The sequence below is a fragment of the Prevotella koreensis genome (assembly GCF_003977605.1).
GTDB lineage: Bacteria > Bacteroidota > Bacteroidia > Bacteroidales > Bacteroidaceae > Prevotella > Prevotella koreensis.
In genome coordinates, this window is record NZ_RYYU01000001.1 from 538,688 (window position 1) to 564,947 (window position 26,260).

General features: G+C 41.9%; 26 protein-coding genes and 4 pseudogenes. 16 read left to right on the forward strand and 14 right to left on the reverse strand.

Annotation, left to right across the window (positions count from 1 at the left end):
* Nucleotides 1–14 precede the first annotated feature (14 nt).
* On the reverse strand, nt 15–1,196 hold the full coding sequence (locus EHV08_RS02260; protein WP_126677805.1) for an IS4 family transposase: 1,182 nt from the start codon (nt 1,194–1,196) through the stop codon (nt 15–17).
* Nucleotides 1,197–1,390: 194 nt separating this feature from the next.
* On the opposite strand from EHV08_RS02260, the gene EHV08_RS02265 reads away from it, so the two are divergent.
* The 14 genes and pseudogenes from EHV08_RS02265 to EHV08_RS02325 all read left to right on the forward strand — a co-directional run bounded on the left by EHV08_RS02265 (nt 1,391) and on the right by EHV08_RS02325 (nt 10,644).
* A complete protein-coding gene (locus tag EHV08_RS02265; protein ID WP_126677806.1) occupies nt 1,391–2,128 on the forward strand; it encodes a nucleotidyltransferase family protein in 738 nt (245 codons plus the stop codon).
* Nucleotides 2,129–2,175: 47 nt separating this feature from the next.
* Nucleotides 2,176–3,741 (forward strand): glutamine-hydrolyzing GMP synthase, encoded by a 1,566-nt coding sequence (guaA, locus tag EHV08_RS02270; RefSeq protein WP_126677807.1) that lies wholly within the window; start codon nt 2,176–2,178, stop codon nt 3,739–3,741.
* A gap of 90 nt (nt 3,742–3,831) precedes the next feature.
* Nucleotides 3,832–4,293: a methylated-DNA--[protein]-cysteine S-methyltransferase gene (locus tag EHV08_RS02275; RefSeq protein ID WP_126677808.1), complete on the forward strand. Its 462-nt coding sequence runs from the start codon at nt 3,832–3,834 to the stop codon at nt 4,291–4,293.
* 90 nt (nt 4,294–4,383) lie between these two features.
* Entirely contained in the window at nt 4,384–4,701 is a 318-nt protein-coding gene (locus tag EHV08_RS02280) for a hypothetical protein (protein WP_126677809.1), read from the forward strand.
* A gap of 34 nt (nt 4,702–4,735) precedes the next feature.
* A complete protein-coding gene (locus tag EHV08_RS02285) occupies nt 4,736–5,590 on the forward strand; it encodes a patatin-like phospholipase family protein (RefSeq protein ID WP_126677810.1) in 855 nt (284 codons plus the stop codon).
* 128 nt (nt 5,591–5,718) lie between these two features.
* Nucleotides 5,719–5,817 (forward strand): annotated as a pseudogene (locus EHV08_RS11920) (IS982 family transposase); the annotation flags it as partial.
* 180 nt (nt 5,818–5,997) lie between these two features.
* Nucleotides 5,998–6,684, forward strand: a complete 687-nt coding sequence (locus tag EHV08_RS02290; protein ID WP_126679393.1) for a nitroreductase family protein — start codon at nt 5,998–6,000, stop codon at nt 6,682–6,684.
* 27 nt (nt 6,685–6,711) lie between these two features.
* Nucleotides 6,712–6,804 (forward strand): annotated as a pseudogene (locus EHV08_RS11775) (DUF1653 domain-containing protein); the annotation flags it as partial.
* Between the two features lie 98 nt (nt 6,805–6,902).
* Nucleotides 6,903–7,392, forward strand: a pseudogene (locus EHV08_RS02300) (beta-class carbonic anhydrase).
* Nucleotides 7,389–7,904: a pyridoxamine 5'-phosphate oxidase family protein gene (locus tag EHV08_RS02305; RefSeq protein WP_126677811.1), complete on the forward strand. Its 516-nt coding sequence runs from the start codon at nt 7,389–7,391 to the stop codon at nt 7,902–7,904. Before EHV08_RS02300 ends, EHV08_RS02305 begins: the two are co-directional and overlap by 4 nt.
* 5 nt (nt 7,905–7,909) lie before the next feature.
* Nucleotides 7,910–8,632 carry a class I SAM-dependent methyltransferase gene (locus EHV08_RS02310; protein WP_203227039.1) on the forward strand — a complete coding sequence of 241 codons (723 nt, stop codon included), beginning with the start codon at nt 7,910–7,912 and terminating at the stop codon, nt 8,630–8,632.
* A complete protein-coding gene (locus tag EHV08_RS02315; RefSeq protein WP_126677813.1) occupies nt 8,629–9,669 on the forward strand; it encodes a winged helix DNA-binding domain-containing protein in 1,041 nt (346 codons plus the stop codon). The genes EHV08_RS02310 and EHV08_RS02315 overlap by 4 nt, the downstream gene beginning before the upstream one ends.
* 224 nt (nt 9,670–9,893) lie before the next feature.
* Nucleotides 9,894–10,145, forward strand: coding sequence for a DUF1294 domain-containing protein (locus EHV08_RS02320; protein WP_238987990.1), 252 nt, complete (start codon nt 9,894–9,896; stop codon nt 10,143–10,145).
* Nucleotides 10,081–10,644: a flavin reductase family protein gene (locus EHV08_RS02325; RefSeq protein ID WP_126677814.1), complete on the forward strand. Its 564-nt coding sequence runs from the start codon at nt 10,081–10,083 to the stop codon at nt 10,642–10,644. The genes EHV08_RS02320 and EHV08_RS02325 overlap by 65 nt, the downstream gene beginning before the upstream one ends.
* 7 nt (nt 10,645–10,651) lie before the next feature.
* Here the strand turns inward: EHV08_RS02325 and EHV08_RS02330 are convergent.
* The 4 genes and pseudogenes from EHV08_RS02330 to EHV08_RS02345 all read right to left on the reverse strand — a co-directional run bounded on the left by EHV08_RS02330 (nt 10,652) and on the right by EHV08_RS02345 (nt 14,892).
* Nucleotides 10,652–11,959: pseudogene (locus EHV08_RS02330) on the reverse strand (IS5 family transposase).
* Between the two features lie 281 nt (nt 11,960–12,240).
* Nucleotides 12,241–12,504 carry a hypothetical protein gene (locus tag EHV08_RS11850; RefSeq protein ID WP_158676038.1) on the reverse strand — a complete coding sequence of 88 codons (264 nt, stop codon included), beginning with the start codon at nt 12,502–12,504 and terminating at the stop codon, nt 12,241–12,243.
* 63 nt (nt 12,505–12,567) lie between these two features.
* Nucleotides 12,568–14,055, reverse strand: a complete 1,488-nt coding sequence (locus tag EHV08_RS02340; protein ID WP_126677816.1) for a DUF4270 domain-containing protein — start codon at nt 14,053–14,055, stop codon at nt 12,568–12,570.
* A gap of 24 nt (nt 14,056–14,079) precedes the next feature.
* Nucleotides 14,080–14,892, reverse strand: coding sequence for a glycogen/starch synthase (locus EHV08_RS02345; protein ID WP_126677817.1), 813 nt, complete (start codon nt 14,890–14,892; stop codon nt 14,080–14,082).
* A gap of 177 nt (nt 14,893–15,069) precedes the next feature.
* Here EHV08_RS02345 and panC point away from each other — a divergent pair, with 177 nt between their 5' ends.
* Both panC and panD read left to right on the forward strand, forming a co-directional pair.
* Complete coding sequence (gene panC, locus EHV08_RS02350) at nt 15,070–15,927, forward strand: pantoate--beta-alanine ligase (RefSeq protein ID WP_126677818.1); 858 nt, start codon at nt 15,070–15,072, stop codon at nt 15,925–15,927.
* A 14-nt stretch (nt 15,928–15,941) separates the two neighbouring features.
* Nucleotides 15,942–16,286, forward strand: a complete 345-nt coding sequence (gene panD / locus EHV08_RS02355; protein WP_126677819.1) for an aspartate 1-decarboxylase — start codon at nt 15,942–15,944, stop codon at nt 16,284–16,286.
* A gap of 74 nt (nt 16,287–16,360) precedes the next feature.
* On the opposite strand, the gene EHV08_RS02360 is transcribed toward panD, so the two are convergent.
* The 9 genes from EHV08_RS02360 to EHV08_RS02395 form a co-directional block, all read right to left on the reverse strand.
* A complete protein-coding gene (locus EHV08_RS02360; protein ID WP_126677820.1) occupies nt 16,361–16,792 on the reverse strand; it encodes a biotin/lipoyl-containing protein in 432 nt (143 codons plus the stop codon).
* Between the two features lie 15 nt (nt 16,793–16,807).
* The gene (locus EHV08_RS11510) at nt 16,808–16,966 is read right to left on the reverse strand and encodes a hypothetical protein (protein WP_203227040.1); all 159 of its coding nucleotides are present in this window, start codon (nt 16,964–16,966) and stop codon (nt 16,808–16,810) included.
* A 23-nt stretch (nt 16,967–16,989) separates the two neighbouring features.
* Nucleotides 16,990–18,543, reverse strand: a complete 1,554-nt coding sequence (locus EHV08_RS02365; RefSeq protein ID WP_126677821.1) for an acyl-CoA carboxylase subunit beta — start codon at nt 18,541–18,543, stop codon at nt 16,990–16,992.
* 87 nt (nt 18,544–18,630) lie between these two features.
* A complete protein-coding gene (mce, locus tag EHV08_RS02370; protein ID WP_126677822.1) occupies nt 18,631–19,035 on the reverse strand; it encodes a methylmalonyl-CoA epimerase in 405 nt (134 codons plus the stop codon).
* A gap of 124 nt (nt 19,036–19,159) precedes the next feature.
* A complete protein-coding gene (locus tag EHV08_RS02375; RefSeq protein WP_126677823.1) occupies nt 19,160–21,523 on the reverse strand; it encodes a TonB-dependent receptor in 2,364 nt (787 codons plus the stop codon).
* Between the two features lie 239 nt (nt 21,524–21,762).
* A complete protein-coding gene (locus EHV08_RS02380; protein WP_126677824.1) occupies nt 21,763–23,739 on the reverse strand; it encodes a fructose-1,6-bisphosphatase in 1,977 nt (658 codons plus the stop codon).
* Between the two features lie 43 nt (nt 23,740–23,782).
* Nucleotides 23,783–24,313: a hypothetical protein gene (locus EHV08_RS02385; protein ID WP_126677825.1), complete on the reverse strand. Its 531-nt coding sequence runs from the start codon at nt 24,311–24,313 to the stop codon at nt 23,783–23,785.
* Complete coding sequence (locus EHV08_RS02390; RefSeq protein ID WP_126677826.1) at nt 24,313–24,906, reverse strand: glycosyltransferase; 594 nt, start codon at nt 24,904–24,906, stop codon at nt 24,313–24,315. The genes EHV08_RS02385 and EHV08_RS02390 overlap by 1 nt, the downstream gene beginning before the upstream one ends.
* A 33-nt stretch (nt 24,907–24,939) precedes the next feature.
* Nucleotides 24,940–26,259 carry an aspartate kinase gene (locus EHV08_RS02395; protein ID WP_126677827.1) on the reverse strand — a complete coding sequence of 440 codons (1,320 nt, stop codon included), beginning with the start codon at nt 26,257–26,259 and terminating at the stop codon, nt 24,940–24,942.
* Nucleotide 26,260 lies beyond the last annotated feature (1 nt).

Consider the following 26,260-nt stretch of genomic DNA (forward strand, 5'->3'; position numbering starts at 1 on the left):
AAAATCGCGTTAAGTTATACATTATCAAAAAGAGTGAGTTCTTTGACATATTGATTGAGACTGACAGATTCGCATGGCTTGGTGATGATTTCTCTGAGTGAAGTCTTCTCCAAGGCTGATATTCTTATCAGCGTGGCCACCTCGGTGATGGAATATGGACTTTTGTAGTCCGCCTTGATTCTGGCTATAATCAGATAAGCGATGATTGCTATCCACAAATGGGTGCGCACGGCATTCTCGGAGTATCCCCACAGGGTCTTCACTACAATGTTCTGCTTGACCCATTTGAAGAAAACTTCAATATCCCATCTGTGTCTGTACAGGCAAGCCACTTCCAATGCGCTGATTTCGAAGTTGTTCGTAATGAATACGATTTCTTCTTCGGCTTCTTCATCATAGATGCAGACTGCGCGTATCGGCTCTGGATAGAGGGCAACCGTCTTGGTGGTCAGGCGAATGGTGAAATCACCTATGATACCACCTTCCACATCGGAAGCGCTCAGTTTCCTGTGTCCTAAGACTTCATATTTCATGTTCTCCTTCGGACGGCTTACCCAGTAAGCACCTGCCAAGTGGAAACGGAACAGTGCGTCGAAGTCGACATAAGCCTTGTCCATCATATAGAAGGTGAAAGGCTCAGGTTCGAGGACATCCAGTTCGTTGCTGTCATGCCATCTGCCATTGGTTATATGAATGTTGGCAGGAATGCTGCCTCGCAGATCCAGCAGCGTATGTATCTTCACAGCACCCCGGCTGTATTTCCCCAAGGCCCATGTAGCCAGTTTTATACTGGTGGAGATGGTTGTGGAATCAAGTGCATAGAGGACATTGTCGACGGTTATCTCTGGAATAGAAGTCTTTGCATACAACGGCCTTACAACGCTGATGAGATATGTTCCCAATTCCTCGTATATGCGATAGTCCCGCTTCTCGTTGGCACGGGAGAGTGACGACTGGTTGACGGTATTTCGAAAACCAATGTGATAGAGAATCGGCTTATGTGCTTCGAGGCACATGCATATATCACGCAGGGAATCGCAACTTGTAATCTGACCGAACAACAGGTGTAGCAACTGGTTGTAGCATGTCAAGTCCTTTGCGTGCCAGTTTCCACGATACTTATCTACGAGTTTGTCGAACTGATAACGAGGGATATAATCCACAACTTGGGAGAAAATATAGCTACCGACGTTCATAATCTTGCAGTCTAGACTGCAAAAATACTCTGTCATTTTCAAATCAAAAAATCAAAGACCGCTCTGAAACCCTTATTAACAAAGGAATATATTGAGTTTAAATTAAAAATATTGCATCACTTATAATTTAAAATATTTTTCGTATTTATCGGTTTGGTTTCTTGTTTTTTAATTATTCTTGTTATCTTTGCACAATGAAACAGGCGATGATATTTGCTGCAGGAATCGGTACAAGACTTAAACCGATAACCGACTCGATACCAAAGGCATTGGTAAGGGTTGGGGGGCAGCCTCTTATTTATCATGTAGTGACGAAATTGCGGGCTGTAGGATTTGAGCGTATAGTGGTGAATGTGCATCATTTTGCCGACCAAATAATCAAATATATTGCTGAAAATGATAATTTCGGGGTAGACATTCGCATCAGTGATGAACGTGAATGTTTGCTGGAAACAGGTGGTGGTATAAAGAAAGCGTTGCCTCTATTCAATGCCGGCAGCCCGATACTTATTCATAATGTTGATATCCTCAGTAATGTGGATTTGTCTTTATTTTATGAAGAAGCAAAGGATAATGACGCAACGTTGCTAGTCAGTCAGCGCAAGACAAAACGATATTTGCTCTTTGATGACGCAATGCTATTGAAGGGGTGGACGAATATAGAGACAGGAGAGTTGATAATGGATAATAATCAAGCCACTATTGACAAAGACCAACTTACTATGTTGGCTTTCAGTGGTATTCATGTAATTGCTCCTTCGGTTTTCTCTTACTTTCAGAAAATGCCTGAACGGTTCAGCATAATGGAGTTCTATTTGAAATGGTCTGGCATTTGCCATTTTCAAGGATATTTGAAAGAAGACCTTAATCTGGTAGATGTAGGTAAACTTGATGCGCTCGACAAAGCAGAGAAGTTTATCACAGAATTTTAATTAGCAATTCATAATAATAAGTATGCTAAAATAATCAATTAAAATATATGCAACAAAAGATTATAATTCTTGACTTCGGAAGCCAGACGACACAACTTATCGGAAGGCGTATTCGTGAGTTGGACACGTTCTGTGAGATATTTCCTTATAATAAATATCCAGAGGACGATAGCGATGTTATAGGAGTAATTCTCAGTGGTTCACCATATTCAGTACATGACAATGAGGCTTTCAAGGTTGACTTGAACCGTTTTATCGGTCGATTGCCGGTACTTGGTATCTGTTATGGTGCGCAGTATATCAGCAACACACTTGGTGGAAAGGTTGAGAAGGCAAACACTCGTGAGTATGGTCGTGCCAACCTGCATGGTTTCGATGCAGGGTGTCCGCTCTTTAAGGACTTTGTGCCCGATTCTCAGGTATGGATGAGCCATGGTGATACTATCACTGCGATACCCGAAGGCTTTAATTGTGTTGCATCTACGGCAGATGTTAAGTTTGCCGCATACAGCAACTATGTTCAAGCCTCATCTCTCAATGTCAGTCCTACCTTTGCCGTACAGTTTCACCCGGAGGTATTCCACACGGTTCAGGGGTCGTTATTGTTGAAGAATTTTGTTGTTGATATCTGTGGTAGTCGTAAGGAATGGAGTGCTGCATCGTTCGTTGAGACCACGGTTGAAGAACTTAAAAAGCAGTTGGGTAACGACCGTGTGATTCTTGGTCTTTCCGGAGGAGTGGATTCTTCAGTTTGTGCAGTACTGCTAAACAAGGCAATAGGCAAGAATCTCACTTGTATCTTTGTTGATCATGGAATGTTGCGCAAGAATGAGTTCAACAAAGTTATGGATAGTTATTCTTCTCTTGGTCTCAATGTTGTTGGTATTGATGCATCGGAGAAATTCTTCCGTGACCTTGCCGGAGTGGAAGATCCAGAGCAGAAACGCAAGATAATCGGTAGAGACTTCGTTGAGGTCTTCAATGTCGAAGCAAAGAAAATTATCGATGCTCGCTGGCTTGCGCAGGGAACAATCTATCCCGACCGTATTGAGAGTCTGAATATTACGGGCAAGGTAATAAAGAGTCATCATAACGTTGGAGGACTGCCAAAGGAGATGCACCTGAAACTTTGTGAACCTCTTCAGTGGTTGTTCAAAGATGAAGTGCGTCGTGTGGGATATCAACTTGGCATGCCTGAAAATCTCATAAAGCGCCATCCTTTTCCCGGTCCAGGTCTTGCAGTTCGTATTCTCGGTGATATTACGCCGGAGAAAGTGAGAGTATTGCAAGAGGCTGACGACATTTTCATTGAGGGATTACATTCATGGAAGGCAGAAGACGGTCAATCCCTTTATGATCATGTATGGCAGGCAGGAGCGGTACTTCTTTCTTCAGTACGATCTGTTGGTGTTATGGGTGACGAACGTACGTACGAAAATCCTGTTGCATTGCGTGCTGTTACAAGTATGGATGCCATGACAGCCGATTGGGCTCATCTTCCGTATGAGTTCCTTGCCAAGGTGTCTAACGAGATAATAAATAAAGTTAAAGGCGTGAATCGTGTCTGCTACGACATATCTTCAAAGCCACCTGCCACGATAGAGTGGGAATAAGTAATTAATACATAATTGTTGCCTGCTAAGAAAGGCACTGATTTTCGTGGCAGGAAATATATCAAACCTATTACTATATTCGATAAAGTAATGATGCCATTCGTGAAAACAATCTATCATTCGCCTTGCGGCAATATTTATTTAGGTGCCGTTGCAGAAGGATTGTGTTTTGCCGAATGGCATCCTATTGATTGTGGTGAGGATGGTATGAATGATGTCTTGGTTAACGCTATTCGTGAACTTGATGAATATTTTTCTGGAAAAAGGCGTAAGTTTGATGTCCCTTTGTGCTATATAAGTGGTACAGACTTTCAGCGTAAGGTATGGGACATACTGAAAACAATTCCGTATGGCACTACTATTTCTTATAAGGAAGAGGCTTTGCTATATGGTAATCTTAAGGCCATAAGGGCAGTTGCAAGTGCCAATTGCAGGAATCCTATCAGTATTTTTATTCCGTGTCATCGCGTAATAGGAACTGATGGCTCGCTTACAGGATATAATGGTGGTCTTGACAAGAAACTTTTTCTCTTGGAAATAGAGAAAGAATGATTGTTGTTTTAAATAATATAGTTTGGAGTTGGTATGAGGTTAAAAATGTTGATTAATGTCAGTTGTTGCATGTTATTTATTGCAACATTTATGTTAACATCGTGTAGTACTAAGCAAAGGGCGATAAATGACCTCCGCAAATTCTCATACGAGTTGCGCGACAATAGTACATATTATGATGTTGAAGATTGGAAAAATGCTCTTGATAGGTTTGCAGAACTACGCGAGAAAGTTAGGAAATATGAATATTCTTCCGAGGAATACCGTGTTATCGGACAGATAGAGGGTGAGTGTGCAAGTTATATGGTGAAGGGAGCAAAGAATGGTTTACTCGACCGTATCAGTAAATATGCCAGTGAGTTGGAAGGCTTGTTGGAAGGTGTTTTTGGCGAAATAGGTAATGATTGATATGTTTTGTCGGAATACATATTGGATAAAGAATATGTCGATTCTTTGCCTACTTGTTCTCTTTTTCTCAATCAGTATCTCGGCAGGTAGGCCAAATAACGGCAAGCGTTTGAAAGTAGGGCTTGTTCTTGGTGGCGGTGGTGCCAAGGGTGCAACCGAGGTTGGCGTACTGAAGGTTATAGATGAAGTAGGTGTTCCGATAGATTATATTGCCGGGACAAGTATTGGTGCCATTGTTGGTGGATTATATTCAGTGGGATATAGTGTGGAACAAATTGACTCATTGTTCCGTAATGAGAAGTGGGGAGATTTGTTTGTGAATGGCAATACACTGGAACTTCTTGAGAATATGGTAGGTTATAAAGACTCGATAGACTTTTCACAATTACCGATTCCGTTCCGATGTGTTGCCGCTGACATGAAAAAACATCAAGAGGTTGTACTGAAAAGCGGCAGACTTGCACAGGCTATGCGTGCGAGTATGGCCATACCTGGGGCTTTCAAACCTGTTAAGATTAATGGCAGGGTACTTGTTGATGGCGGTATGTTCAACAATCTGCCTGTCGATGTGGTTCGGGATATGGGAGCAGATATTGTAATTGCGATAGACCTGACGCAAAAAAAACACAAAACGCGCGACTTCTCGCTAAAAGAGACATTCGGCATAGGCGGACTGCTTGACTGGCTTGTATCTCGTCCCGATTGGAAAAAACACAACGAAAATCTTGAACTTGTCGACATATATATCAATCCAAACCTTGAAGGTTATGATGCTGCGAGTTTCAGTAAGAAAGACATAAACCGTATGATTGAAATAGGTGTCGAGACCGGTAATACTTTCAGAAAAGATCTTGAAGAAGTGAAAAGGCGTGTTATGCTAACGAAATAATAAGAAACCGCGTTAGCATCCAATATTACGCGAGTTCGGGTTAAGAAAGTCCTTTTAAAAGTTAGTAATGTCGTTAGTTTTTTGTGACTTTATAGTTGAAAATCAATAACTTACAAAACAACTAAGCGATGATTACCAAAGACAAAGTTACGGAAGTATTCTGTATTATCGACGAATTTGACAAGAATTTGAATGTTGAACTGAGTAAAAACAAATTTTTGTCAAGTTCAGTGTTAAAATTCTTGTTAAATTCGTCGATAATACAGAAATTTTCTGTAATTTTGTCCTCGGTAATAATAGCGGATTTTGTTTGTATTTTATTGATTTATAACACTATAAGGGTACAACAATATCTTCAGATTACCAAATTTAATGATGAGTTTTATCCCGAACTAGCGAATAAAATAATGACTATACAAGAAGCAATAGAAGCCCGGCACAGTGTAAGGGCATATAAAGAAAAGCCTTTGACAGAGGATGTTGTCAAGGTGCTTGAAGAACAGATTGCAGTTTTGAACCGAGAAGGCAATTTGCATATTCAACTTATCTTGAACGAGCCAAAGGCATTCCAAGGAACTATGGCTAAATATGGCAAGTTCTGCAATGCCAACAACTATATTGTCATGGCCGGTAAAAAGGCAGATGACTTGGATGAACGTGTTGGATACTTTGGTGAACATCTGGTATTACTGGCTCAGACGCTTGGCCTGAACACTTGCTGGGTAGGACTCAGTTACTCAAAAGTTCCAGGTACGTATGTACTTGATGAGGGTGAAAAGATAGCTTGTTATATCGCCATCGGCTATGGTGAAACACAGGGAGTCGGGCATAAAATCAAGACTACTGAACAAGTGAGCAATGCCAGCGATATAATCCCATCGTGGTTCAAGAATGGAGTTGAAGCAGCCCTGCTTGCTCCTACTGCCGTGAACCAGCAGAAATTTTCATTTGAATATATTGGTATGGAAAATAACCGTCATAAAATACATGCCAAAAGAGGATTCTCCATTATTGGATATACTAAGATGGATTTAGGAATAGCCAAATATCACTTTGAGATTGGTGCCGGCAAAGAAAACTTTGTTTGGGTATGAAGAAGATACTTCCTACGCTTCAAAGGAGGCCACTATCGTTATGTTTGCAAGGCTTTCGATTCAGAGACCAAGGAGCGAATTATTATTTACCAAGCCCATTACGGCGATAAGCAATATTGAGTTCGACCGGAGAAGATGTTATTCTATACTATCATTCATGATGATTGCAAGTTTCAAGATTCACATAAATAGGCAAATAACATTATTATAACACTATTATGATTGACCAAATTATTAACTACAACAAGACTTTCGTTGAACAAAAGGGTTACAAGAAGTATATCACGGACAAGTATCCTGACAAAAAACTGGCAGTGCTTTCGTGTATGGACACAAGACTTACTGAACTGCTCCCTGCGGCACTCGGACTAAAGAATGGTGACGCTAAAATAATTAAGAATGCCGGAGGTTTGGTAATCTCGACATTTGACTCTGCCATGCGAAGTCTGATTGTTGCCATATATGAATTGGGGGTGAAGGAAATTATGGTGGTGGCTCACTCTCACTGCGGAGCCTGCCACATTAGTTATGAGCACTTTCACCACGAGATGATTGCCCGTGGAGTGACAGATAAAACACTCGACACCATACGCAAGTGTGGCATCGACCTCGACCAATGGTTGGAAGGATTCAAGGACACCCCAAGACATTGTTGTCAGAGGATTCATCATTGATTCAGGAACAGGTGCTTTAGAGGAAATAAGATGAGAAAAGCGAGCAGAGAAATGGATGCAGCATTCGCATTGGAGGTTTTGGATAAGGCTCCATATGTGACAGTAAGCATGACGCGACCTGATGGGAGTCCATACGGATTGCCTTTGTCATTGGCTCGGACAGATGAAAGAACGTTCTATTTTCACTGCGCTATGGAAGGTGAAAAACTAGACTGCATAGCACATAATCCGACGGTATTTATTTCTGCTGTTACCAAATGTGCGCCCACTATTGGCCCAAAAGATGGGAACTTTACCCTTCAGTACAAATCTGCTACTGCCATCGGGAAAGCAGAGATTGTGACAGACCGCGAAGAGAAGGTTGCTGGTCTGAAAATTATCTGCCGGCGATTTCTTCCTCACCACATGGACGCTTTCGATGATGCCATTGCCCGCAGCCTTGAACGTACAGCAGTGGTTCGCATCACTTTGACAGAGCCTCCCGTTGGTAAGCGTAAGCAGTATGACAAAGAGGGAGAAGAAATGAAATGGGGAAGAATGGAATAAAAGGTATGGACATTAAAAAGGATCCGATGGGAATGGCCATAACCGACTACCATAAAACAGGAAATGCAGATAGGCTCAGAGTGCTCTCCCCAATGTTTGAGGAGGATGAGATACCCCTGCAAACACTTTTCCGTAAGTATGAGGAAATGCCAATAATAGAACGGAAGGCTCTTGATTTGGCAAAAGGAAAAATACTCGATGTAGGAGCAGGGGCTGGTTGTCATTCGCTTGTCCTTCAGGAAAGAGGTATCTATGTGACTGCTATAGACATCTCTCCATTGTCTGTTGAAACCATGAAAAAACGTGGTGTTAAAAAGGTGTCGGAACAGGACTTTTTCACATTGGATGGACGGTACGATACCATCCTTATGCTGATGAACGGCATTGGCATTGTAGGAACTTTGGAACGTCTGCAGGAGTTCTTCTGTCATCTCGACAAAATACTGGCTCCGGGAGGTCAGGTGTTGTGTGATTCTTCAGATATTAGTTACGTCTTTGAGGACGATAATGGTATGATAGACATTCCTCCCGAAATGGAATACTATGGTGAGCATAGTTTCCGGATGAAGTATAAGAACGTCATCGGCGAATCCTTTGAATGGCTATATATAGACGCTGACACTCTGAAAGAAAAAGCAGCGAATAACGGCTATGCTGTAGAGGTGGTTGCAGAAGGAGAGCATTACGATTATTTGGCAAGGATAACGAAAAAATTAGAAACGAAATGAACCCGATAGCCATCAGACTTCTAAACCAACAGTTGATTGCACCTCAGTACAATGAACCTGCCGAGGTGGTCAGCCATATGGGTGCCATGCAGGCGCAGGAGTACCGCATGATGCGGTGGGCCGTGGAGATGCGGACACGCAGACCTTCGGCAAAGACTTTCAAACAGGCCTTCGACAGCGGAAGGATTATACGTTTGCACCTGATGCGAGGAACATGGCAGTTAGTTGCCGCTGAGGACTACTGGATGATGATCGACCTCTGTGCACCCAAGGCCATCATTGCCTTGACTAATGGCTATATGAGCAGCAACAACATAACTATTTCTGAGGAGGAACTGATGCGCGTTCGCGAGATTTTGGGTAGGACGGCTGACGACTTGGGAAGTGCAACTAAAGAGGACTTTCTACGTGCCTTGACCGAAAAAGGCCTGCGGATGGAGAACCATCGTCTATCTTACCATATCCGCATAGCTGAGATGTCAGGAACGCTCTGTAGCGGTAAATTACTACCTATGAAAGCTACATACGCACTTACTGCAAATAAGGTGAAAGCATCGGCGAAAATGGACAGGGACGAAGCCCTGATGCGCTTTACCCACAAATACTTCAAAAGCCGACAACCTGCAACATTAGAGGATTTCGTATGGTGGTCTGGACTGAACATCAGCGAGTGTCGCAAGGGAATTGCGCTCTTAGGTGACAGTATTCATGTGGAGAAGTGGCGAAACAGGGAATTTTACTTAACTGATGACTGTCGCACAAGAGGATTCAGAAAAGGCAAGTTTCTATTGATTCCTTCCTACGATGAATATCTTATCAGTTATAAGTTTCGTGACATCGTGCTCCCTCCCGAGCACAAGCATTATGCCCACAACAATAACGGCATATTCCAACCCATCATAGCCTACGATGGAACTGTCTGCGGGAACTGGACTCCTTTCAAAGACAACTGCCAAGCGACTTTCTTTGAAGATGCATTCTGTCCACAGAATATCATCGAGACATGGCAAGCATATAAAGTTTTTTGCAATAAATAATCGAGTAATATGGAAAGAAGTTACCGTGATAAACCGAGCCCAAAGGGGCAGGCTGAGTATGTGCAACCATGTATCAGGAGTACGGTTGGCCAGAAAAGGAATTGAAATGACAAGAGAACTAATACTATACTATCTGATAGTCATCAACATTATGACCATCCTCGTTTATGGCATAGACAAGTAAAAGGCAAAACAAGGTTAGTTGGCGTATATCAGAAGTTACATTGCTGATACTTGCTGTTATTGGTGGTAGTTTCGGTGCATTGCTTGGTATGAAGATTTGGCATCATAAGACAATGAACAATAAGTTCAAGTATGGTCTTCCACTGATTCTGTTGGTAAAGATAACGATTATTTATATGATAAAGAAAAGACACATTAAAAATGAAATCAATAATACAAACCAGAACTATGAAGAGTTTCAAATCAAATGCGTGGATTCTTCCACAACCAGTGCTGATTATCGGCACTTATGACAAAGAAGGTAAGCCCAATGCAATGAATGCGGCATGGGGTGGACAGTGGGATATGCACGAAATCATAATCTCACTCGGCTCTCATCAGACGACGAAGAACCTGGCCGTGAATCCTGAGTTCACAGTGGCTTTTGCAACTGCTGATACGATGGTAGCCTCTGACTATGTAGGCATCGTCAGTGGTAGAAATACGCCTGACAAGATGCAGAAGACTGGTTGGAGTATAGAAAAGGCTCCCAATGTCAATGCTCCGATTTTCAAAGATTTCCCGATGACACTTGAATGTCGCGTTAAGCAGAAAATCGACGAAAGTGAGACTGGATATTATCTCATAGCAGAAATCGTGAATATTCTTTGTGATGAAAAGTACTTGGCAAAAGATGGCAAGCCTGATGTAGAGAAAATGGAACTACTCATCTTCGATCCAGTACACCACACTTACATTCAGTTGGGAAAGACTGTTGGCAATGCTTTCTCTGACGGAAAACAAATTAAATAGTCGTTCCTTAAAAAGCCCATTTTACCGAAAAGTTATCCCAATTTAACTTTTCGGTAATTGTTTTTATAAAGCACAAAAGAACTCTCATTGCTCTTTTGAAGTTATACACCGCCACTGCCAACATTATATTTATAGCATCTCCTTTCACACCTTTGTAAAAGTTGCGAGATAATCTGTAATCACTTTTAAGATGTCCTATGGTAGGTTCTATTCCTGCGCGCTTGCAAAACAGTTTGTGTTTCTTTTTCTTTTGATAATAACCATCTTTGTGTTTTGGGGACTCCGGTATGAGTATCTTTGTTGTTCCGACTTGCTTTATTCCTCTATATCCTCTGTCACATGCCAAGTTATCAATGCACCTGCCTGTCATCCTTTCCATTTGTTGTAAGGTGGGTTCTACCGTATGCCCGTCATATTCATTCCTGAAAGAAACCGCTGCAAGAATAATTCCCGAGAAGGAGCGGATAAAGGAGGCTTTGTTGCCAAACTCATATTTCTTGTGTTACTTGCCCTTGCTGATGCATTGTACTTCCGGTTCGTGAAGCGAGTATATCTTATCAGGACTGTTACGTTTTTGAGAAAGAATTTTATAGAAGAGTTCAAACATCTTTTCATAACCTCTCTTATCGGGAAGATTGCGGTCAGGTTCTCTGACCAAACGACCGGCTATCGTGCGCAAACTTCGGTCTGCCTTGACTGCCTTCTTGTGATTCTTGGGGTGATTGCGAAAACGCCGGTCAAGGGAAATCTTTTTCAGAGTTCTTCGGTAACTCTGACGTAAAGGAAGTTTCTTTTCACGAACGATTTTGAGAACCCGTTTGATTATCTTTTTATGCAACTTCGCATCCGTTGGATAAGTGATATTCTTCTACTGTACCGTAGAATCAATAAAAGCCGTGCCAAAATGATTCTCATCATCGTTCTCCGTATTGACACGAATGCTCTCCGCAAGGATTATTTCAATTCCTTGCTCGCCTATACGGTTTCGAAAATGAACCAAATCGGAAGCTTCACAAGGTTCCTTGGGAAGAAATTCCAATTGACCGCAGAAATACTGATAATAAGCATTTTCACTCCACTGTAAAACGACGCTTTCGTCGGAAATATTACGCACGTGTTTCAAGATTAAAAGACCGCACATCAAACGAATAGGATGGGCAGGGCGACCATTGGTTCTACAATATAAAGGAGAAAACGAATCTTCAAATCTACGCCAATTGATTTTATTGGCAAGCTTGTAAAGAGGATGGTTATGATTGAGCATATCCTCTAAGGAAGAGAATAATGATAGTTGATTGGAGGTTCTTTTTAACATGAAATTCTGCAAGTTTTATACTGTAAAGGTACAAAAACTTGCAGAAATATAAAAATAAGGCTTATATGACAAAAATAAATAAGAGGATAATTGACTATAAATCAATAAAATAAACCTTTTTTAAGGAAGGACTATATAGCAATAATTGAAATAGTGGTTGTCATGAATCATTCTCCTTTGCAAAGTGAATGATTCTGCGTGTTTTGTGGATAGTAATATGTAATGCTAAAATGAAAAATGAATTTCTTAAGGAGTGATGATTTGAGTTCATAAGAACCGATTTATTCTTTATATCTGCAATTTGGGCGAATTTGCTTACCAATTTGGGCGAGATTGGTGAGCAAATTCGCCCAAATTGCAGACTGAAACATAATGTATGAGAAAATAGATGATGATGTATGAATGTCTATTGGGAAATAAAAAAGCAGGTGGTCGATAATACATGACCACCTGCTTTTATATTTCCGGTATTTTACAGCGACTCGTTTTCCGGTCGTTCTATCTGTCTTTTTACTTTTGGCAAACATCTTTTCTTTCTTTGCCATTCTTCTTTCCTCTTTTCGTATTCTTGCTGTCGATATTCCAGGAAATTGTCGGCCATCGTAAAACTATTTGTCAGAGAATTTACTATATACCACGCTGATTTCTATCGGAGCATATGGATTTGCGCTACCTCCGACAAGTTTGGTGCTCGTTAAGCCCATCTCATTATCCACAGCAATAACTTTCGGAGGTGTGTATGCGGTGCGTGCTGTCATTCTCACGGAAACCGGTACTACCACCACTTTGTTCCAATCAGGGTGTTTTGATTTCCAGTCAGCATCACTCTTCTCACCATCGGATTTTAATTTGTTCATGAATGTTATGAGTGATGATATGTTGCTGAAGACATAAGTGTTGTTATATGAACTTTCCGCCTTGCTTAACGATGACTTTGCATCAGACAAGAACGTCTGCTTGTTGTCGTATAGTTTGTGCTTCTCAAAGAAACTATAAAGGCTGTCTTTCTGAATAAGCAAAAGTCTGGAAGCATTTCTAAATGAGTGCTTCGAGCCTATGTCTGTATTGAGTTTTCTCAATATGATCTTTGCAGTGTTGAGTGTGTCGTTGACGTGTCCCTTCTGCATCTCTTCAACAGGCAATGTCAACTCTGTGAATATACCGGCCGGCGTTCTCAGGTATGTGCATGAGTTGTCCTCGACAAGGCTTTTTATGGAGTTCTTATCGTTGCTTATAACGGTCTTTTGTATAACCTCTTCGGTTCCGGAGAATGACGATGTTGCAACGACAGGCTTGTCTTTTCTCTTGACTTTATAGAAGACATTAATTTGTGACATGAATATGTTTGCCATGGAGCCAATACCATTGTCCATCTTTAAATAGAATCCGGGACATACGTTGTGTATAAAGTTGTATGCGTTTTTAAAGTATTCGGGATTCTCCTTGTATTTATGCATTATATAAGTTCCGTAGTTCTTATATTTCTTTCCATCCTTGTCTGTATATTCATGGTTGAGCGGAATGGATATGTGCGGTACGTAGGAACTTGATTTTCTGCTTTCTTCGCTGTAGTTGAGATTTGCCAATGTGTACATCTTGCTAATCTTTAAACTATTGGCATTGATGTAACCTTGTTCTATCGGGTCGTAATTGGAGTAATATACGGAACCCTCTTCCATAGGTCTATTCATCTCGTATGCCGTTACTTTCATAACAGCAAGCGAGTCACCATAGAAATTTCTGTAATAAAGACGTAACTCGCATGAATCGGCATAAATTCCATTATCGTCTTTTGTCACAATTTCGTCGTCGGTAGGAAAATTATAATCTTCTTGAACATGGAACTGAGCCATGAAATTGCCTGTTATTGTTGCTCCGGTTTCCGGGTCTTTTATGCGTCCGAGATAGCCTGTATTGCTTCTTGACAATACAGAGTCTGCAAGGATTGAGCGGGATGAAACGAGGAACGTGTCCGTTGTTATTTTGAGATGATCGTTTGTGTTTGTAAGTGATGTTCCGATAGAGTCGGTGGTGTCATCGCAAGAAATCATCACAAAAGCACACAATGCCAATATATATATTAATTTGTTTTTCATTGAAGTTGTTTTTCTTAATGATGTTTATTCGTTACTGTAAACAATATCGTAAAAATTACTATAGTCATCTCCATTAGCGTCAGCCTTGAAAGGCATGATAGGCATGTTTCTTTCGGATGCGTATTTAAGAAGTTCCGGATTCACTTCGTTTCCGGCGGTTATTATTCCGTCACTATAATCAATGGCGAGTTTACCAAGTTCCATGAAGTCGAACTTCTCGTTGTATTTGTTAAGTATTTCAGACGTGGCATCTCTATATTCTACGCATCTCTTGAAGTTTTCACCGAGATCGTTGCGCAGTTCTTTGCTGAACAATGATGTTACTACCTTTGAATTAGCGAATGACGGTTCGTCGTGATATGCCGTTTTTATATAAAGAGGAATCACGCTACTCATCCATCCTTGACAGTGTATGATGTCCGGAATCCATCTCAGTTTCTTCACTGTTTCAAGTACTCCGCGCGCAAAGAAGATGGCTCGTTCGCCGTTGTCGGTATATTCTTTGCCGTTCTCGTCGGCCTCCATCTGTCGTTTGTTGAAATAGTCGTCATTATCAATGAAATACACTTGTATTCGTGTTTGTGGTATTGAAGCGACTTTAATGATAAGCGGATGATCGGTTTCATCTATTATAAGCATCATTCTTGACAGGCGTATAACCTCGTGCAACTGGCCTCTGCGTTCGTTGATTGTTCCCCATTTTGGCATGAAAGTTCTTATCTCATAACCTTTCTCTTGTATGGTTTGTGGTACGTTTCTTCCAAGCAGGGAAAGTTCACTTTCCGGTACGTAGGGGGTTATCTCCTGATTTATGAATAATACTTTTTTTGCTTTCATCTTATACTCGTTTTTATAAAATATATGCAAAGGTACAAAATATAATCCTATTATTATTACCTTTTTGTTTAATTTAGGCAAATGTGGATGAATATTGGCAAATTTTAAAAGTAATCTTTGCATAATTCATAAAAAAGTAGTTACTTTGCAGCCGCTTTTAAATACTAATTGATTTAGATGAAAGTTTTTCAAAAAATTGTTGAACTTCAGAACGAATTGTTCAAAGTTCGCAAAGAAGGAAAGGTCATAGGACTTGTTCCCACAATGGGAGCGTTGCATGAAGGCCATGCATCCCTCGTTGAACGCAGTGTGCGTGAGAACGATATTACTATTGTAAGTATTTTCGTTAATCCCACCCAATTTAATGATAAGAATGACCTGAACAACTATCCTCGTACCATAGATTCCGATTGTAGTATTCTTGAAAGCGTCGGAGCAGATTACGTCTTTGCTCCTACGGTTGAAGATATATATCCCGAACCTGATAATAGGAGTTTTGAATATCCGCCTGTCTCTACTGTTATGGAAGGTGCTCATCGTCCGGGTCATTTCAATGGAGTGTGCCAGGTAGTGAGTCGTCTTTTCTATATCATTCGTCCGGATAAGGCTTATTTCGGTGAGAAAGACTGGCAGCAGATTGCCGTTATAAAGGCTATGGTAAGGGCGTTGGGTATCAGTGTGAATATTGTTGAGTGCCCTATTGTTAGAGATAGTGATGGTTTGGCTAAGAGTTCTCGCAACACACTACTTGCGCCTGACGAGCGTGCAGTCGCTCCGAAGATTTATGAGGCATTGAAGTCAAGTGTTGACTATGCCAAGACCCATACACTTGATGAAACCAAAGAGAAGGTTATTGCCGACGTTAATTCTATGGAGGGATTGGATGTCGAGTATTTCTCAATTGTGGACGGAGATTCTTTGCAAGACGTGAAAACATGGGAGGATAGCAAGTATATTGTTGGTTGTATTACCGTATATTGCGGCAAGACCCCTATACGCTTGATTGACCATATTAAATATAAGGATAATTTTTAATCAATAGATATACCATGTTGATAGAAGTTTTAAAGAGTAAGTTGCATTGCGTTACGATTACGGAAGCAAATCTTAACTATATGGGCAGCATTACTATTGATGAGGATTTGATGGATGCCGCAGGTCTTATCTCCGGAGAGAAAGTTCAGATTGTAAACAACAATAATGGTGAGCGTCTGGAGACATATATCATAAAAGGAGAGCGTGGTTCAGGTTGCATTTGTCTTAATGGTGCGGCTGCGCGTAAGTGTGCTGTTGGCGATACCGTTATTATAATTGCTTATTGTATGATGGATTTCGAGGAGGCCAAATCATATAAGCCCACGGTTGTTTTTCCTAAAGAGGGGAACATGCTTTAGGCATTGATATAATATACAAATAAAAAGACACGGACTTTAATCCGTGTCTTTTTATTTGTTGTATATTAAAGATTTTATTCGATAACTACGAGTGGAGTGTCTTCCATCACACTGTCTCCAACTTTTACGAGAATAGCAACAACCTTTCCGGTCTTCTCCGAGTCAAGATTGTTAGCCATTTTCATTGCTTCGAGAACTACGATAGTATCGCCTTCTTTAACATCGTCGCCAACAGCAACCTTTATGTCTGTTACGACACCTGGCAGAGGAGCCTTGAGGGCGTTTGCCGTATTAACATTTCCCGTTGCAGGGGCACCTTCTGTTGATTCGGTTTGTTTGGCAGCAGCCGGATTAACGACAACCTTTTTCTTTTCAGGTTCTGCCTCTTTCTCCATTTCAACTTTGTATTCTTCTCCATTAACGGTTACGGTGGCAATATTTTCTTCTACTTCACCGATTTGCACTTCATATTTAGTGCCGTTGATTGTATACTTGTATTCTTTCATACTTTATTAGACGTTTTAATGTAAAGGATGGGCTGTCATCGTGAGTATTCTTGAAGACCAGTCAGAGCGGCGCTCCTTAATGGTTATGATACCAGCCTCCTTATCGTGCACATTATTGCCTTGAAACTCATGCATCGCAAGAGCAATGGCAGCAAATACTTCGTTTTGTTTCATTTATTTTAGTATTAAATGTTTCCTTACATTGGGATATTACCATGCTTCTTTGCCGGCAACGAATCGCGTTTTGTTGCAAGTTGTGCTAATGCGCGACAAATGCGGAAACGAGTGTTGCGTGGCTCGATAACATCATCGATATATCCATATTTCGCTGCCTGATAAGGGTTGGCAAAGAGGTCGCTGTATTCCTGCTCTTTCTCTGCCAGATATTCTGCAGGGTTCTCTGACTCTTTTGCTCCCTTTGCATAAAGAACAGCAACGGCACCGGATGCGCCCATAACTGCGATTTCTGCATTTGGCCATGCGTAGTTGAGGTCTGTGCGAAGTTGCTTGCAACCCATAACGATGTGTGAACCACCGTAACTCTTACGCAGAGTGATAGTAACCTTTGGAACTGTTGCCTCGCCGTAAGCGTAAAGAAGTTGTGCTCCGTGGAGGATTACAGCATTGTACTCCTGACCTGTTCCCGGAAGGAATCCCGGAACGTCAACCAATGACACGATAGGAATATTGAACGCATCACAGAAACGAACGAAGCGTGCTCCCTTGCGACTTGCATTAACATCAAGTACACCGGCGTATGCTGAAGGCTGGTTGGCAACGATACCAACACTTTGACCATTGAAACGTGCGAAACCTACGATGATGTTCTTTGCAAACTTAGGTTGAACTTCGAAGAACTCACCGTTGTCGGTAACAGCGGTAATCACCTTATACATATCGTATGCCTTGTTCGGGTCGTCCGGAAGGATTTCATTCAGTATGTCAGCCTTGCGGTCAATCGGGTCGGTACACTCCTTGCGTGGTGCTTCCTCCATGTTGTTCTGCGGAATGTAACTGATGAGAGTCTTTATCATTTCGATAGCCTCTTCTTCGGTTTTTGCAGTGAAGTGTGTAACACCGCTCTTTGAAGCGTGAACAGATGCACCACCGAGGTGTTCCTGATCGATGTCTTCACCGGTTACGGTCTTAACAACCTTCGGGCCTGTAAGGAACATGTATGAGGTGTTCTCCATCATAAGGGTGAAGTCGGTAAGTGCGGGAGAGTAAACGGCACCACCTGCACACGGACCGAATATTCCTGAGATTTGTGGAACGACACCACTTGCAAGGATATTACGTTCGAAAATTTCTGCATATCCTCCGAGTGCGTTGATACCTTCCTGGATACGTGCACCACCGGAGTCGTTGATTCCGATTACAGGAGCACCCATTTTCATACCCATATCCATCACCTTGCATATCTTCTCTGCCATTGTCTCTGAGAGAGAACCGCCATTTACGGTGAAGTCTTGAGCGAAAACGTAAACGAGTCGTCCGTCGATTGTTCCGGAGCCGGCAACCACACCGTCGCCGAGGTATTGTTTCTTTTCCATACCGAAGTTTGTGCAACGGTGGAGTTTGAACATATCCACTTCTTCGAAACTGCCCTCGTCAAGAAGCATATCTATGCGCTCGCGTGCTGTATATTTACCACGGGCATGCTGTTTTTCGATGGCTTTCTCACCACCTCCAAGACGAGCCTGCTCGCGCTTGGCGATAAGCTCTTTGATTTTTTCTAATTGTTTGCTCATCTTTTATTTTAATATAAGTTTATTTTCGTTTAGTTGTCGTGGCAGGATGTCTTTATTAAAGATTACACATTCGCCTTTTGACATTTTTTAGTGTTCGCAAAGTTCCGTCAGGATACCGTATGTTGATTTTGGGTGAAGGAATGCGATGTTAAGATTCTCTGCACCTTTACGTGGGGCTTTGTCGATGAGACGTATGCCTTTCTCGTCACACTCTGCAAGTGCATTTGCCACGCCGTCCTCGATGCAGAATGCAACATGGTGAACACCCTTGTTACCTTTGTCGAGCCACTTCTGTATGGTGCTCTCCGGTGATGTGGGTTCAAGCAGTTCGATTTTTGTTTCGCCGCATTTCAAGAATGCAGTTTTCACTTTCTGGTCTTCAACCACTTCTACTGCATAACACTTCAATCCAAGCACTTGCTCGAAATAGGGCAACGCTTCCTCTATACTCGGAACGGCGATGCCTAAATGCTCAATGTGAGATATCTTCATAATATTTTTTAATATAAATGGTTATATGATGTCTGCAAAGGTACAAAAATTATTTTAAACGAAACAATTTTATTAATGAAATAATCATAAATATTATGCCAATTAATTGTGAATATGTACCTGTTTAAAACTCAAACAATACTCTTCCGTTGATCTGTCTCCCTGTCAAATAGTTTGGAACAGCGTACTGCTGGTTTGTAACATCGGTAATCCAATAGTATGAGTTTACGTTGTTTATACCGAACAAGTTAAGGCAGTCAATGCCAATCCAGATATTTCGGAACATGCTTTTCTTTTGTCTCTTGTCATTGTCAAAAGCACGGAAACTCATACCTATGTCGGCGCGCTTGTACGCAGCGGCACGGAACGGCATTATGTCGAGCCTGCGGTGTGGTGCTCCGAATGGCAATCCATCGGCATAGGCAAGTTTCAATGACATTTTCCATTTGTCGGTACCGGGGAAATAATCTGTGAAGAATAGGTTGAGAGCAAATCTCTGATCGGTAGGCAATGGTATGCTATGTCCGTTTAGTTTCATTCTCGTATTCATTACTGATAGCGTCACCCAAGAGTCGTTTCCCTCAACAAATTCACCGAACAGTTTCAGGTCTAATCCCATAGCATTACCATTGCACTGCTGACTTGCGTCATACACCACCTTAACATTGTTGACGGAGTAAGGCACAAGATTCCCCAATAACTTAAAATATGCTTCGGCAGAGAACTTGAATGGTCGTTTATTCATTTTGAATCTGTAGTCCATTCCTGCTATGAAATGTATGGAGCGTTGACTCTTAACTTTGTTGTTCAACTTTGCGTATGTAATGTTGTTTACGGTCATTGTGTCTCTTAACTCCTTGAAGAACGGGGCTTGATAATACAGTCCTGTGGCAAATCTGAATGTCACGTTCTCATTATACGCAGGCACAATGCCGAGTGACAGGCGCGGACTGAATATGCTTTCCTTGTTGAAATCCCAATGAGAGAACCGCACTCCATAGTTGAGAGTGAAGAAGTTGCCGTTAGACGAAAACTTATAAGTGTCTTGAATATATGTTTCTATTCTTTTTGCTTCCAGTCTGTTTCGTGCATCGAGCGAATAAATCATATAAAGGTCTTTACCGGTGTGTGGTACACTATATCCGCTGGAATCTCTCATTTCATATTCGCGAGTCTTCTCTTCTATCTTTTCAAATTTGAAAGTTACTCCCGCCTGTATGTTATGTTTCCTTGTCTTGTGGTTTAATGTCATTTTAATGCTCGCAACGGTAGCGTTCAGATAGTTTCTTGCATGTTCCATATACGTGCCCACTCCGAGGTTTTCGCTTGTTTCGGTTTGTGTGAGCCAGTATTGTCCTTGTATGTCGTATGTTTCTTGTTCTCGCGTTTTGAATGCCGAACCGATTAGCGAAACCTTAGTGTTCTCGGTGAAGTTTCTTGTTATATTGAGTGAACCGAAGAACGTGCGGAACAAGTCTTTCTCCTGTCCGTCAAAATAAACTTTGAACGACTTTACGTTCTTCATCGTTCCAAAGTTTGTTTCACGGTCTTCAGGTTTGAAATTATATCGGTTGTCAGAAATATTCCCGATGAAGTCTATAGTCCACCTCTTATTCGGTTGATAACTGAGATATGTCTGATAATCAATGAAAGTAGGGTCGTACTCTCCTTTGGTTTCAAGCGAACCAAGCAGATATTTGTTTGTTTTATATCTGATACCGTTTGTCCATGATAATTTCTTTGTACGGAATCCCACGTATGCACTTGCACCGAGAAAACTTGCAGCCAGATTGGCTTCGAACTTCTTTGGACGTTTGTATGTTATGTCAAGAGCCGACGACATCTTGTCGCCATATTTCGCCTCATAGCCTCCGGAAGAGAAACCAATCTTTTCCACCATGTCCCCATTGATTACCGACAGTCCCTCCTGTTGTCCGCTACGAACAAGGAAAGGGCGATACACTTCAACATCGTTTATATATACTGAGTTCTCATCGAAAGTTCCACCACGCACGTTATATTGTGATGACAATTCGCTGTGTGTACTTACTCCTGCTTGTTGTTGTATAAGTTCTTCCACCTTGTTTCCCGAAGCAGACGGTGTGACACCAAGTTGTTTGGCATCAATCTCCTGTGTTGTGCCTGTCTGTCTTCGTTGTTCTGTTATTACAACCTCATCAAGCAGTCCGGCATCGAATAGTTGTACCTGTAATGTGAGTTTTCCTTTCGGACGACGTAGCACTCTTGTCTTGGTCTTGTATCCTATCATTGAGAATCTTACACTTACGGAGTCGGCAGACTGTAGTTCAATGCTGAACTCCCCATTAAGATTTGTCATGGTCAGTTTACCCTGACTTACCACTGACGCGAGTTCCACAGGGTTGTTCTCTTGGTCGGTTACGCGACCTTGCAACGTGAACGACTGAGCGAATGTTGTTGTTACAACAAAGATAAATATGAGGTTTGATATTATTCTTTTCATCTTCATTATAACGATGTTTTGCTGATATTATTGCAAATGCCGGATGTAATCTTTCCTCAATATTGTTTACTGTGGTTTGTTCTCTTTCAATTAAATTACGTCTCGTTCATGGTTGAGCGATGAGAGTTGAGGGTTGAGCGAGGTGTTATCTATTAATTAAATTACGTCTCGTTCATGGTATTTTGTGTGCATTTCCATGAAAACGAGACGTAATTCGTTGTTCCAACTCTTATAGTGAAATACTCTTATCGTGTCTCCTTTATGAAGCCATGACGATATGCGTAGAGTAGTTCTTCGAGGTCGCTTATCTGTTTGCGCAACTCAACACCTTTGTCTGTATCAGCCACTTTCATACGTCGCGATGACATTTCTACGATTTGTGTTGTTCTCTTGATGTCGGCACCTGTTTTTACCACGTCTTCCGCACTTGTGAATGGCTCATGTTGCACGAGTTCGAACCCACGGCTATGATACACCAATGTATATCCTGCGATACCTGTTTCCTTATGATATGCACGCGAAAAACCACCGTCTATAACCATAAGTTTTCCATTTGCCTTTATCGGATTTTCGCCCTTTGTCACATGAACCGGCACGTGCCCGTTGATGATGTGGCGATTAGGACCCGTCAAACCAAAGTTATCCATAATCCTATCCATCACCTCTTCATTGTCGCGCATGTGGAAGAATACGCCTTTTTCCTCCTTGTGAGTATCTTTGTCTGTCAGGAAATAACGCTCGAAGGTGGCCATTTTTGCTTTATCGAACAATGTAGAGTCCGGTCCGCACCAAAGATATAGGAAATAGTCTATGGCATACTCCTTTTCTTTCGGAGAAGAATCGTTCTGGAATGCGGCACGTACCAGCATTCCTGTATGGTGCATAAGGTCTTTCCCTGAATATTTACGTCCTTTGTAAATTTCCACTTCTTTCAGTGTTCCGTCCGGATTAAGCGGTATGGAAGCATGGAAAAGCAAGTTGTTGTTGAATATTGAATACATACACCCATGCGACAACATGGTCCACATGTGTTGTTGTAGTTTTTCACTATGCACAAACGAGTCATGCAAACGTTTTAGCAATTCGCTCTCCTCTTTTGTGAGTTTGTTTGGGTTTTTCGGGTCGATTGTCGGGAAATTACAACTTGTCATTTTGTATTCTTTTCCGTCAATCGTGCATATTCCGCGTTTGTAGTCGATGTTCTTCAGCAGTTCGCGGTCTTGCATTTTCCATTGAGGATATTTCTCGTAAAGTGCGGCCTCAACCTTGAATTGGATTACTGCAATAGCCTTGTGCATCCTTGCTATTCTAAGTTGTGTGCGGTCATCCATCATGTCGTCTTTGCTACACTTAGGCATAAACTCGGTACATGGGTCGCCACCGTAGGTGTCAAGCGCGAACGATAGCAGCGGCACAAGGTTTATTCCGTATCCGTCTTCAAGCGTGTCGAGGTTGGCGTATCTCATCGAAACTCTCAATACATTGCAGATACAAGCATCGTTTCCGGCCTTTGCGCCCATCCATAGTATATCGTGATTTCCCCATTGCATATCCCACGAACTATATTTGCTCAGCGTGTCGGCAATAATATGTGCTCCGGGACCTCTGTCATAGATGTCGCCGAGAATGTGCAGTTGGTCTATAGCGAGTCGTTGTATAACATTGGAAATTGTTATAATGAAGTCATCGGCACGGCCTGTCGAGATAATGGTGTTTATGATTGCAGACACGTATGCACTCTTGTTCACGTCGTCCGGACGCTCATGTAGCAATTCCTGAATGATATATGAGAATGAATGTGGTAACGATTTTCTCACTTTAGAGCGGGTATATTTTGACGAAACCTCACGACACACCCTTACAAGTCGGTGTATTGTTATTTGATACCATTCGTTGAGGTCTTCTTCCTTTTTCTTTATCAGTTCCAGTCTTTGTTCCGGATAATAAATCAAGGTGCACAAATCTCGTTTGATGTTGTCGCGGATTTCGTTTCCGAACAGTTCGTTTACTTTTCTTCTGATGTTGCCTGATGCGTTTTTCAACACATGCTGAAACGCCTCATATTCTCCGTGAATGTCTGCAAGGAAGTGCTCTGTACCTTTAGGAAGGTTGAGGATTGCCTGGAGATTTATAATCTCCGTACTTGCTTCTGCCACTGTAGGGAATGTGTGTGAGAGCAATTCCAAGTAGCGCATGTCTTTTACAATGTCGTACTGATTCATAGCGTTAGGTTTTTTGTAGTTAATGATTTATTTGGATTAGATATTATATTTTATGCGTAATGAAATCATATTTGTCAGCCCGCTTGTATGCAAGCCAATGTATGAGTTTCTGAAATGTTTGCCATATCTCGAGCGGAACAATTTTCCATGCCGGTATGTCGGCAAAGAACTGCGGCATTCTTCTGCGTGCAATGATTGTCCTCAAAACGATAGAAAGCAGTAAAGATACTGCTGCCGAAATCATAACCGGCAGGTTGTATTCCACTGTTTGATATGCCGCAACCACGATAGGAAGTAGCATACTCGCATGGAAAAACAGCCCATCGATAATTTGTGGCATACGATGAGTTTTCTTTCTTAGCAGATGCCTACGTGTTTCCATGTAGAAAAGACGGTGGTTTCGCCATTCTCTTTTTGTCGGCGTGTCTTCTATAAGCAGCGCATCGGGAGAGTTTGTAATTGCTGTTCCACCTTTCATGGCATATTTGTTGATAATGAAATCATATTCTCCTCTCAAATATTTCAGATTGCCTTCAAACCCTCTATGAGTCATGAAGTCCTCTCGCAGAATCATTATGTTCTTTGTTTCAGAACGGTATGCAATGCCAAATATTGCTTCATGAGCATGCGAAATGTCATCGTGCATACGCTGGAAACGGTAGGATAGGGGGGGGGGTCATCGAATATGGTAGGCCCGATAACAATATTGTGCCCCTCTGTCATACATTCGGCCATTGTCTTTATCCATTGGTCTGACGTTGGTCTGCAGGTAATGTCGGTGAATATCAGCCAAGGGTTGTGTGCAGCCTTAACCCCGAGTGTCATGGCAAGTTTTCTTCTGCTGATATATCTTGAAGAGTCGGGAATGAATGTGGTATATAGTCTTTTGTGCCTTTCAAACCTTTTAAGCACATCTTCTGTATTATCTTCGCTTTTTGCCACAACGACAATTATCTCGAAACCTTCCGGATAGTCTTGTTCCAAGAATATGGGAAGGTTGCGTTCTATTTCTTTTGCATTTTCATGCAGGGTTATTATCACAGACACAGGCTTCTTGTCGCAATCCTTGTCGGGTGCGGTAAATCTCTGTCTTCGCATGTAAACGCTAACTATAGGTGAGGCTATTGCAACTACTGCAAGTGTCAATATTATTATCGTATGTAGCATTATAGTATGTCATTAGGGCAACGGTATGCCCTTTTATTTATAGAATAATGTGTCAGAAAGGCTTTGCAGCGCCTGTTTCTTGTCTGTTTCACGTATCAGGAATGATATGTTATAATTTGAGCCGCCGTATGAAATCATTCTTACCGGTATGTTCTTCATGACTTCGGTTGCCATCGTCTCAAATCCTACATTGTTCCAATCAAGGTCGCCTACGACACATACTATACACATTCCGGTATCAACCGTTACTGTGCCATATTTCTTCAACTCGTCAACAATCTCGTTAAGATGAACGTCGTTATCAATACTCATTGACACACCGACCTCACTTGTTGCCACCATATCAATGGCTGTCTGATAGCCCTCGAATGTCTCAAACACTTTACGCAAGAAACCTGTGGCGAGAAGCATGCGCGAACTCTTTACCTTTATGGCTGTTATATTGTCTTTTACGGCAACTGCTTTAATCTTCCCTTTTACTTTCTCGCTATTGATAATAGTGCCCGGTGCTTCCGGTTGCATTGTGTTTTTAAGACGCACCGGAATACCGGCATGTTTGGCCGGTTGTATGCAAGTAGGGTGAAGAATCTTGGCACCGAAGTAAGCCAACTCGGCAGCCTCTTCGAAATGTAGTTGGCTTATGGCTTCTGTCTTTTCCACAATACGAGGGTCGTTGTTGTGCATACCGTCAATGTCTGTCCATATCTGTATTTCCTCTGCATCAATGGCCGCACCGATAAGCGATGCCGAATAATCGCTACCTCCTCTACGTAGATTATCTATTTCACCGTATGCGTTGCGACAGATGAACCCCTGCGTGACATACACTTGATGTCCCGCTTCCTTGTCCATTATTACATTCAGTTTGTCGTGAATATATGTGGAGTCAGGTTCTTCGTTCTTGTCGGTTCTCATAAAGTCGAGAGCCGACAGGAGCACAACATCGAATCCATTCTCCTTCATGTAGTTTACAACCATGTTCGTGCTTATTATCTCGCCTTGTGCCACGATGTTTTTTTCTTCGAAACTTGTGAATAGTTCCGTGGTGAAAGAGCGTAGATAATCGAACTCCTCGCGAAGAAAGTCGCGCGTGGTGTTGCGATACTCTTCTGTGGAGTAAAGGTTATCGACGTGTTGCATGTATGCCTTTTCAAGGCTGTCGATAACCTCGTTGGCTTTCTCCGGATTCTTTTTGTAGAGATAATTAGAAATCTCAACAAGCGAATTGGTAGTCCCCGACATGGCAGAGAGCACAACGAAAACCTGCTCCCCACTGTTTGTCAACAATGATGCGACGCTTTTCATGCGTTCCGGCGTGCCAACGGAGGTTCCGCCGAATTTCATTACTTTCATC

Excerpts from the sequence above, each read along its gene's own strand:
- EHV08_RS02375 (WP_126677823.1), bottom strand. The coding sequence starts at position 21,523 with ATGAAGATGAAAAGAATAATATCAAACCTCATATTTATCTTTGTTGTA.
- panC (WP_126677818.1), top strand. The coding sequence starts at position 15,070 with ATGAAAGTTTTTCAAAAAATTGTTGAACTTCAGAACGAATTGTTCAAA.
- EHV08_RS02285 (WP_126677810.1), top strand. The coding sequence starts at position 4,736 with ATGTCGATTCTTTGCCTACTTGTTCTCTTTTTCTCAATCAGTATCTCG.
- EHV08_RS02390 (WP_126677826.1), bottom strand. The coding sequence starts at position 24,906 with ATGCTACATACGATAATAATATTGACACTTGCAGTAGTTGCAATAGCC.
- EHV08_RS02310 (WP_203227039.1), top strand. The coding sequence starts at position 7,910 with ATGGACATTAAAAAGGATCCGATGGGAATGGCCATAACCGACTACCAT.
- EHV08_RS02275 (WP_126677808.1), top strand. The coding sequence starts at position 3,832 with ATGATGCCATTCGTGAAAACAATCTATCATTCGCCTTGCGGCAATATT.
- EHV08_RS02280 (WP_126677809.1), top strand. The coding sequence starts at position 4,384 with ATGTTAACATCGTGTAGTACTAAGCAAAGGGCGATAAATGACCTCCGC.
- EHV08_RS02315 (WP_126677813.1), top strand. The coding sequence starts at position 8,629 with ATGAACCCGATAGCCATCAGACTTCTAAACCAACAGTTGATTGCACCT.
- EHV08_RS11850 (WP_158676038.1), bottom strand. The coding sequence starts at position 12,504 with ATGGCAAAGAAAGAAAAGATGTTTGCCAAAAGTAAAAAGACAGATAGA.
- EHV08_RS02290 (WP_126679393.1), top strand. The coding sequence starts at position 5,998 with ATGACTATACAAGAAGCAATAGAAGCCCGGCACAGTGTAAGGGCATAT.
- EHV08_RS02340 (WP_126677816.1), bottom strand. The coding sequence starts at position 14,055 with ATGAAAAACAAATTAATATATATATTGGCATTGTGTGCTTTTGTGATG.
- EHV08_RS02380 (WP_126677824.1), bottom strand. The coding sequence starts at position 23,739 with ATGAATCAGTACGACATTGTAAAAGACATGCGCTACTTGGAATTGCTC.
- EHV08_RS02345 (WP_126677817.1), bottom strand. The coding sequence starts at position 14,892 with ATGAAAGCAAAAAAAGTATTATTCATAAATCAGGAGATAACCCCCTAC.
- EHV08_RS02260 (WP_126677805.1), bottom strand. The coding sequence starts at position 1,196 with ATGAACGTCGGTAGCTATATTTTCTCCCAAGTTGTGGATTATATCCCT.
- EHV08_RS02305 (WP_126677811.1), top strand. The coding sequence starts at position 7,389 with ATGAGAAAAGCGAGCAGAGAAATGGATGCAGCATTCGCATTGGAGGTT.
- EHV08_RS11510 (WP_203227040.1), bottom strand. The coding sequence starts at position 16,966 with ATGAAACAAAACGAAGTATTTGCTGCCATTGCTCTTGCGATGCATGAG.
- EHV08_RS02325 (WP_126677814.1), top strand. The coding sequence starts at position 10,081 with ATGAAGAGTTTCAAATCAAATGCGTGGATTCTTCCACAACCAGTGCTG.
- panD (WP_126677819.1), top strand. The coding sequence starts at position 15,942 with ATGTTGATAGAAGTTTTAAAGAGTAAGTTGCATTGCGTTACGATTACG.
- EHV08_RS02395 (WP_126677827.1), bottom strand. The coding sequence starts at position 26,259 with ATGAAAGTAATGAAATTCGGCGGAACCTCCGTTGGCACGCCGGAACGC.
- EHV08_RS02265 (WP_126677806.1), top strand. The coding sequence starts at position 1,391 with ATGAAACAGGCGATGATATTTGCTGCAGGAATCGGTACAAGACTTAAA.
- mce (WP_126677822.1), bottom strand. The coding sequence starts at position 19,035 with ATGAAGATATCTCACATTGAGCATTTAGGCATCGCCGTTCCGAGTATA.
- guaA (WP_126677807.1), top strand. The coding sequence starts at position 2,176 with ATGCAACAAAAGATTATAATTCTTGACTTCGGAAGCCAGACGACACAA.
- EHV08_RS02365 (WP_126677821.1), bottom strand. The coding sequence starts at position 18,543 with ATGAGCAAACAATTAGAAAAAATCAAAGAGCTTATCGCCAAGCGCGAG.
- EHV08_RS02385 (WP_126677825.1), bottom strand. The coding sequence starts at position 24,313 with ATGATTCTGCGAGAGGACTTCATGACTCATAGAGGGTTTGAAGGCAAT.
- EHV08_RS02360 (WP_126677820.1), bottom strand. The coding sequence starts at position 16,792 with ATGAAAGAATACAAGTATACAATCAACGGCACTAAATATGAAGTGCAA.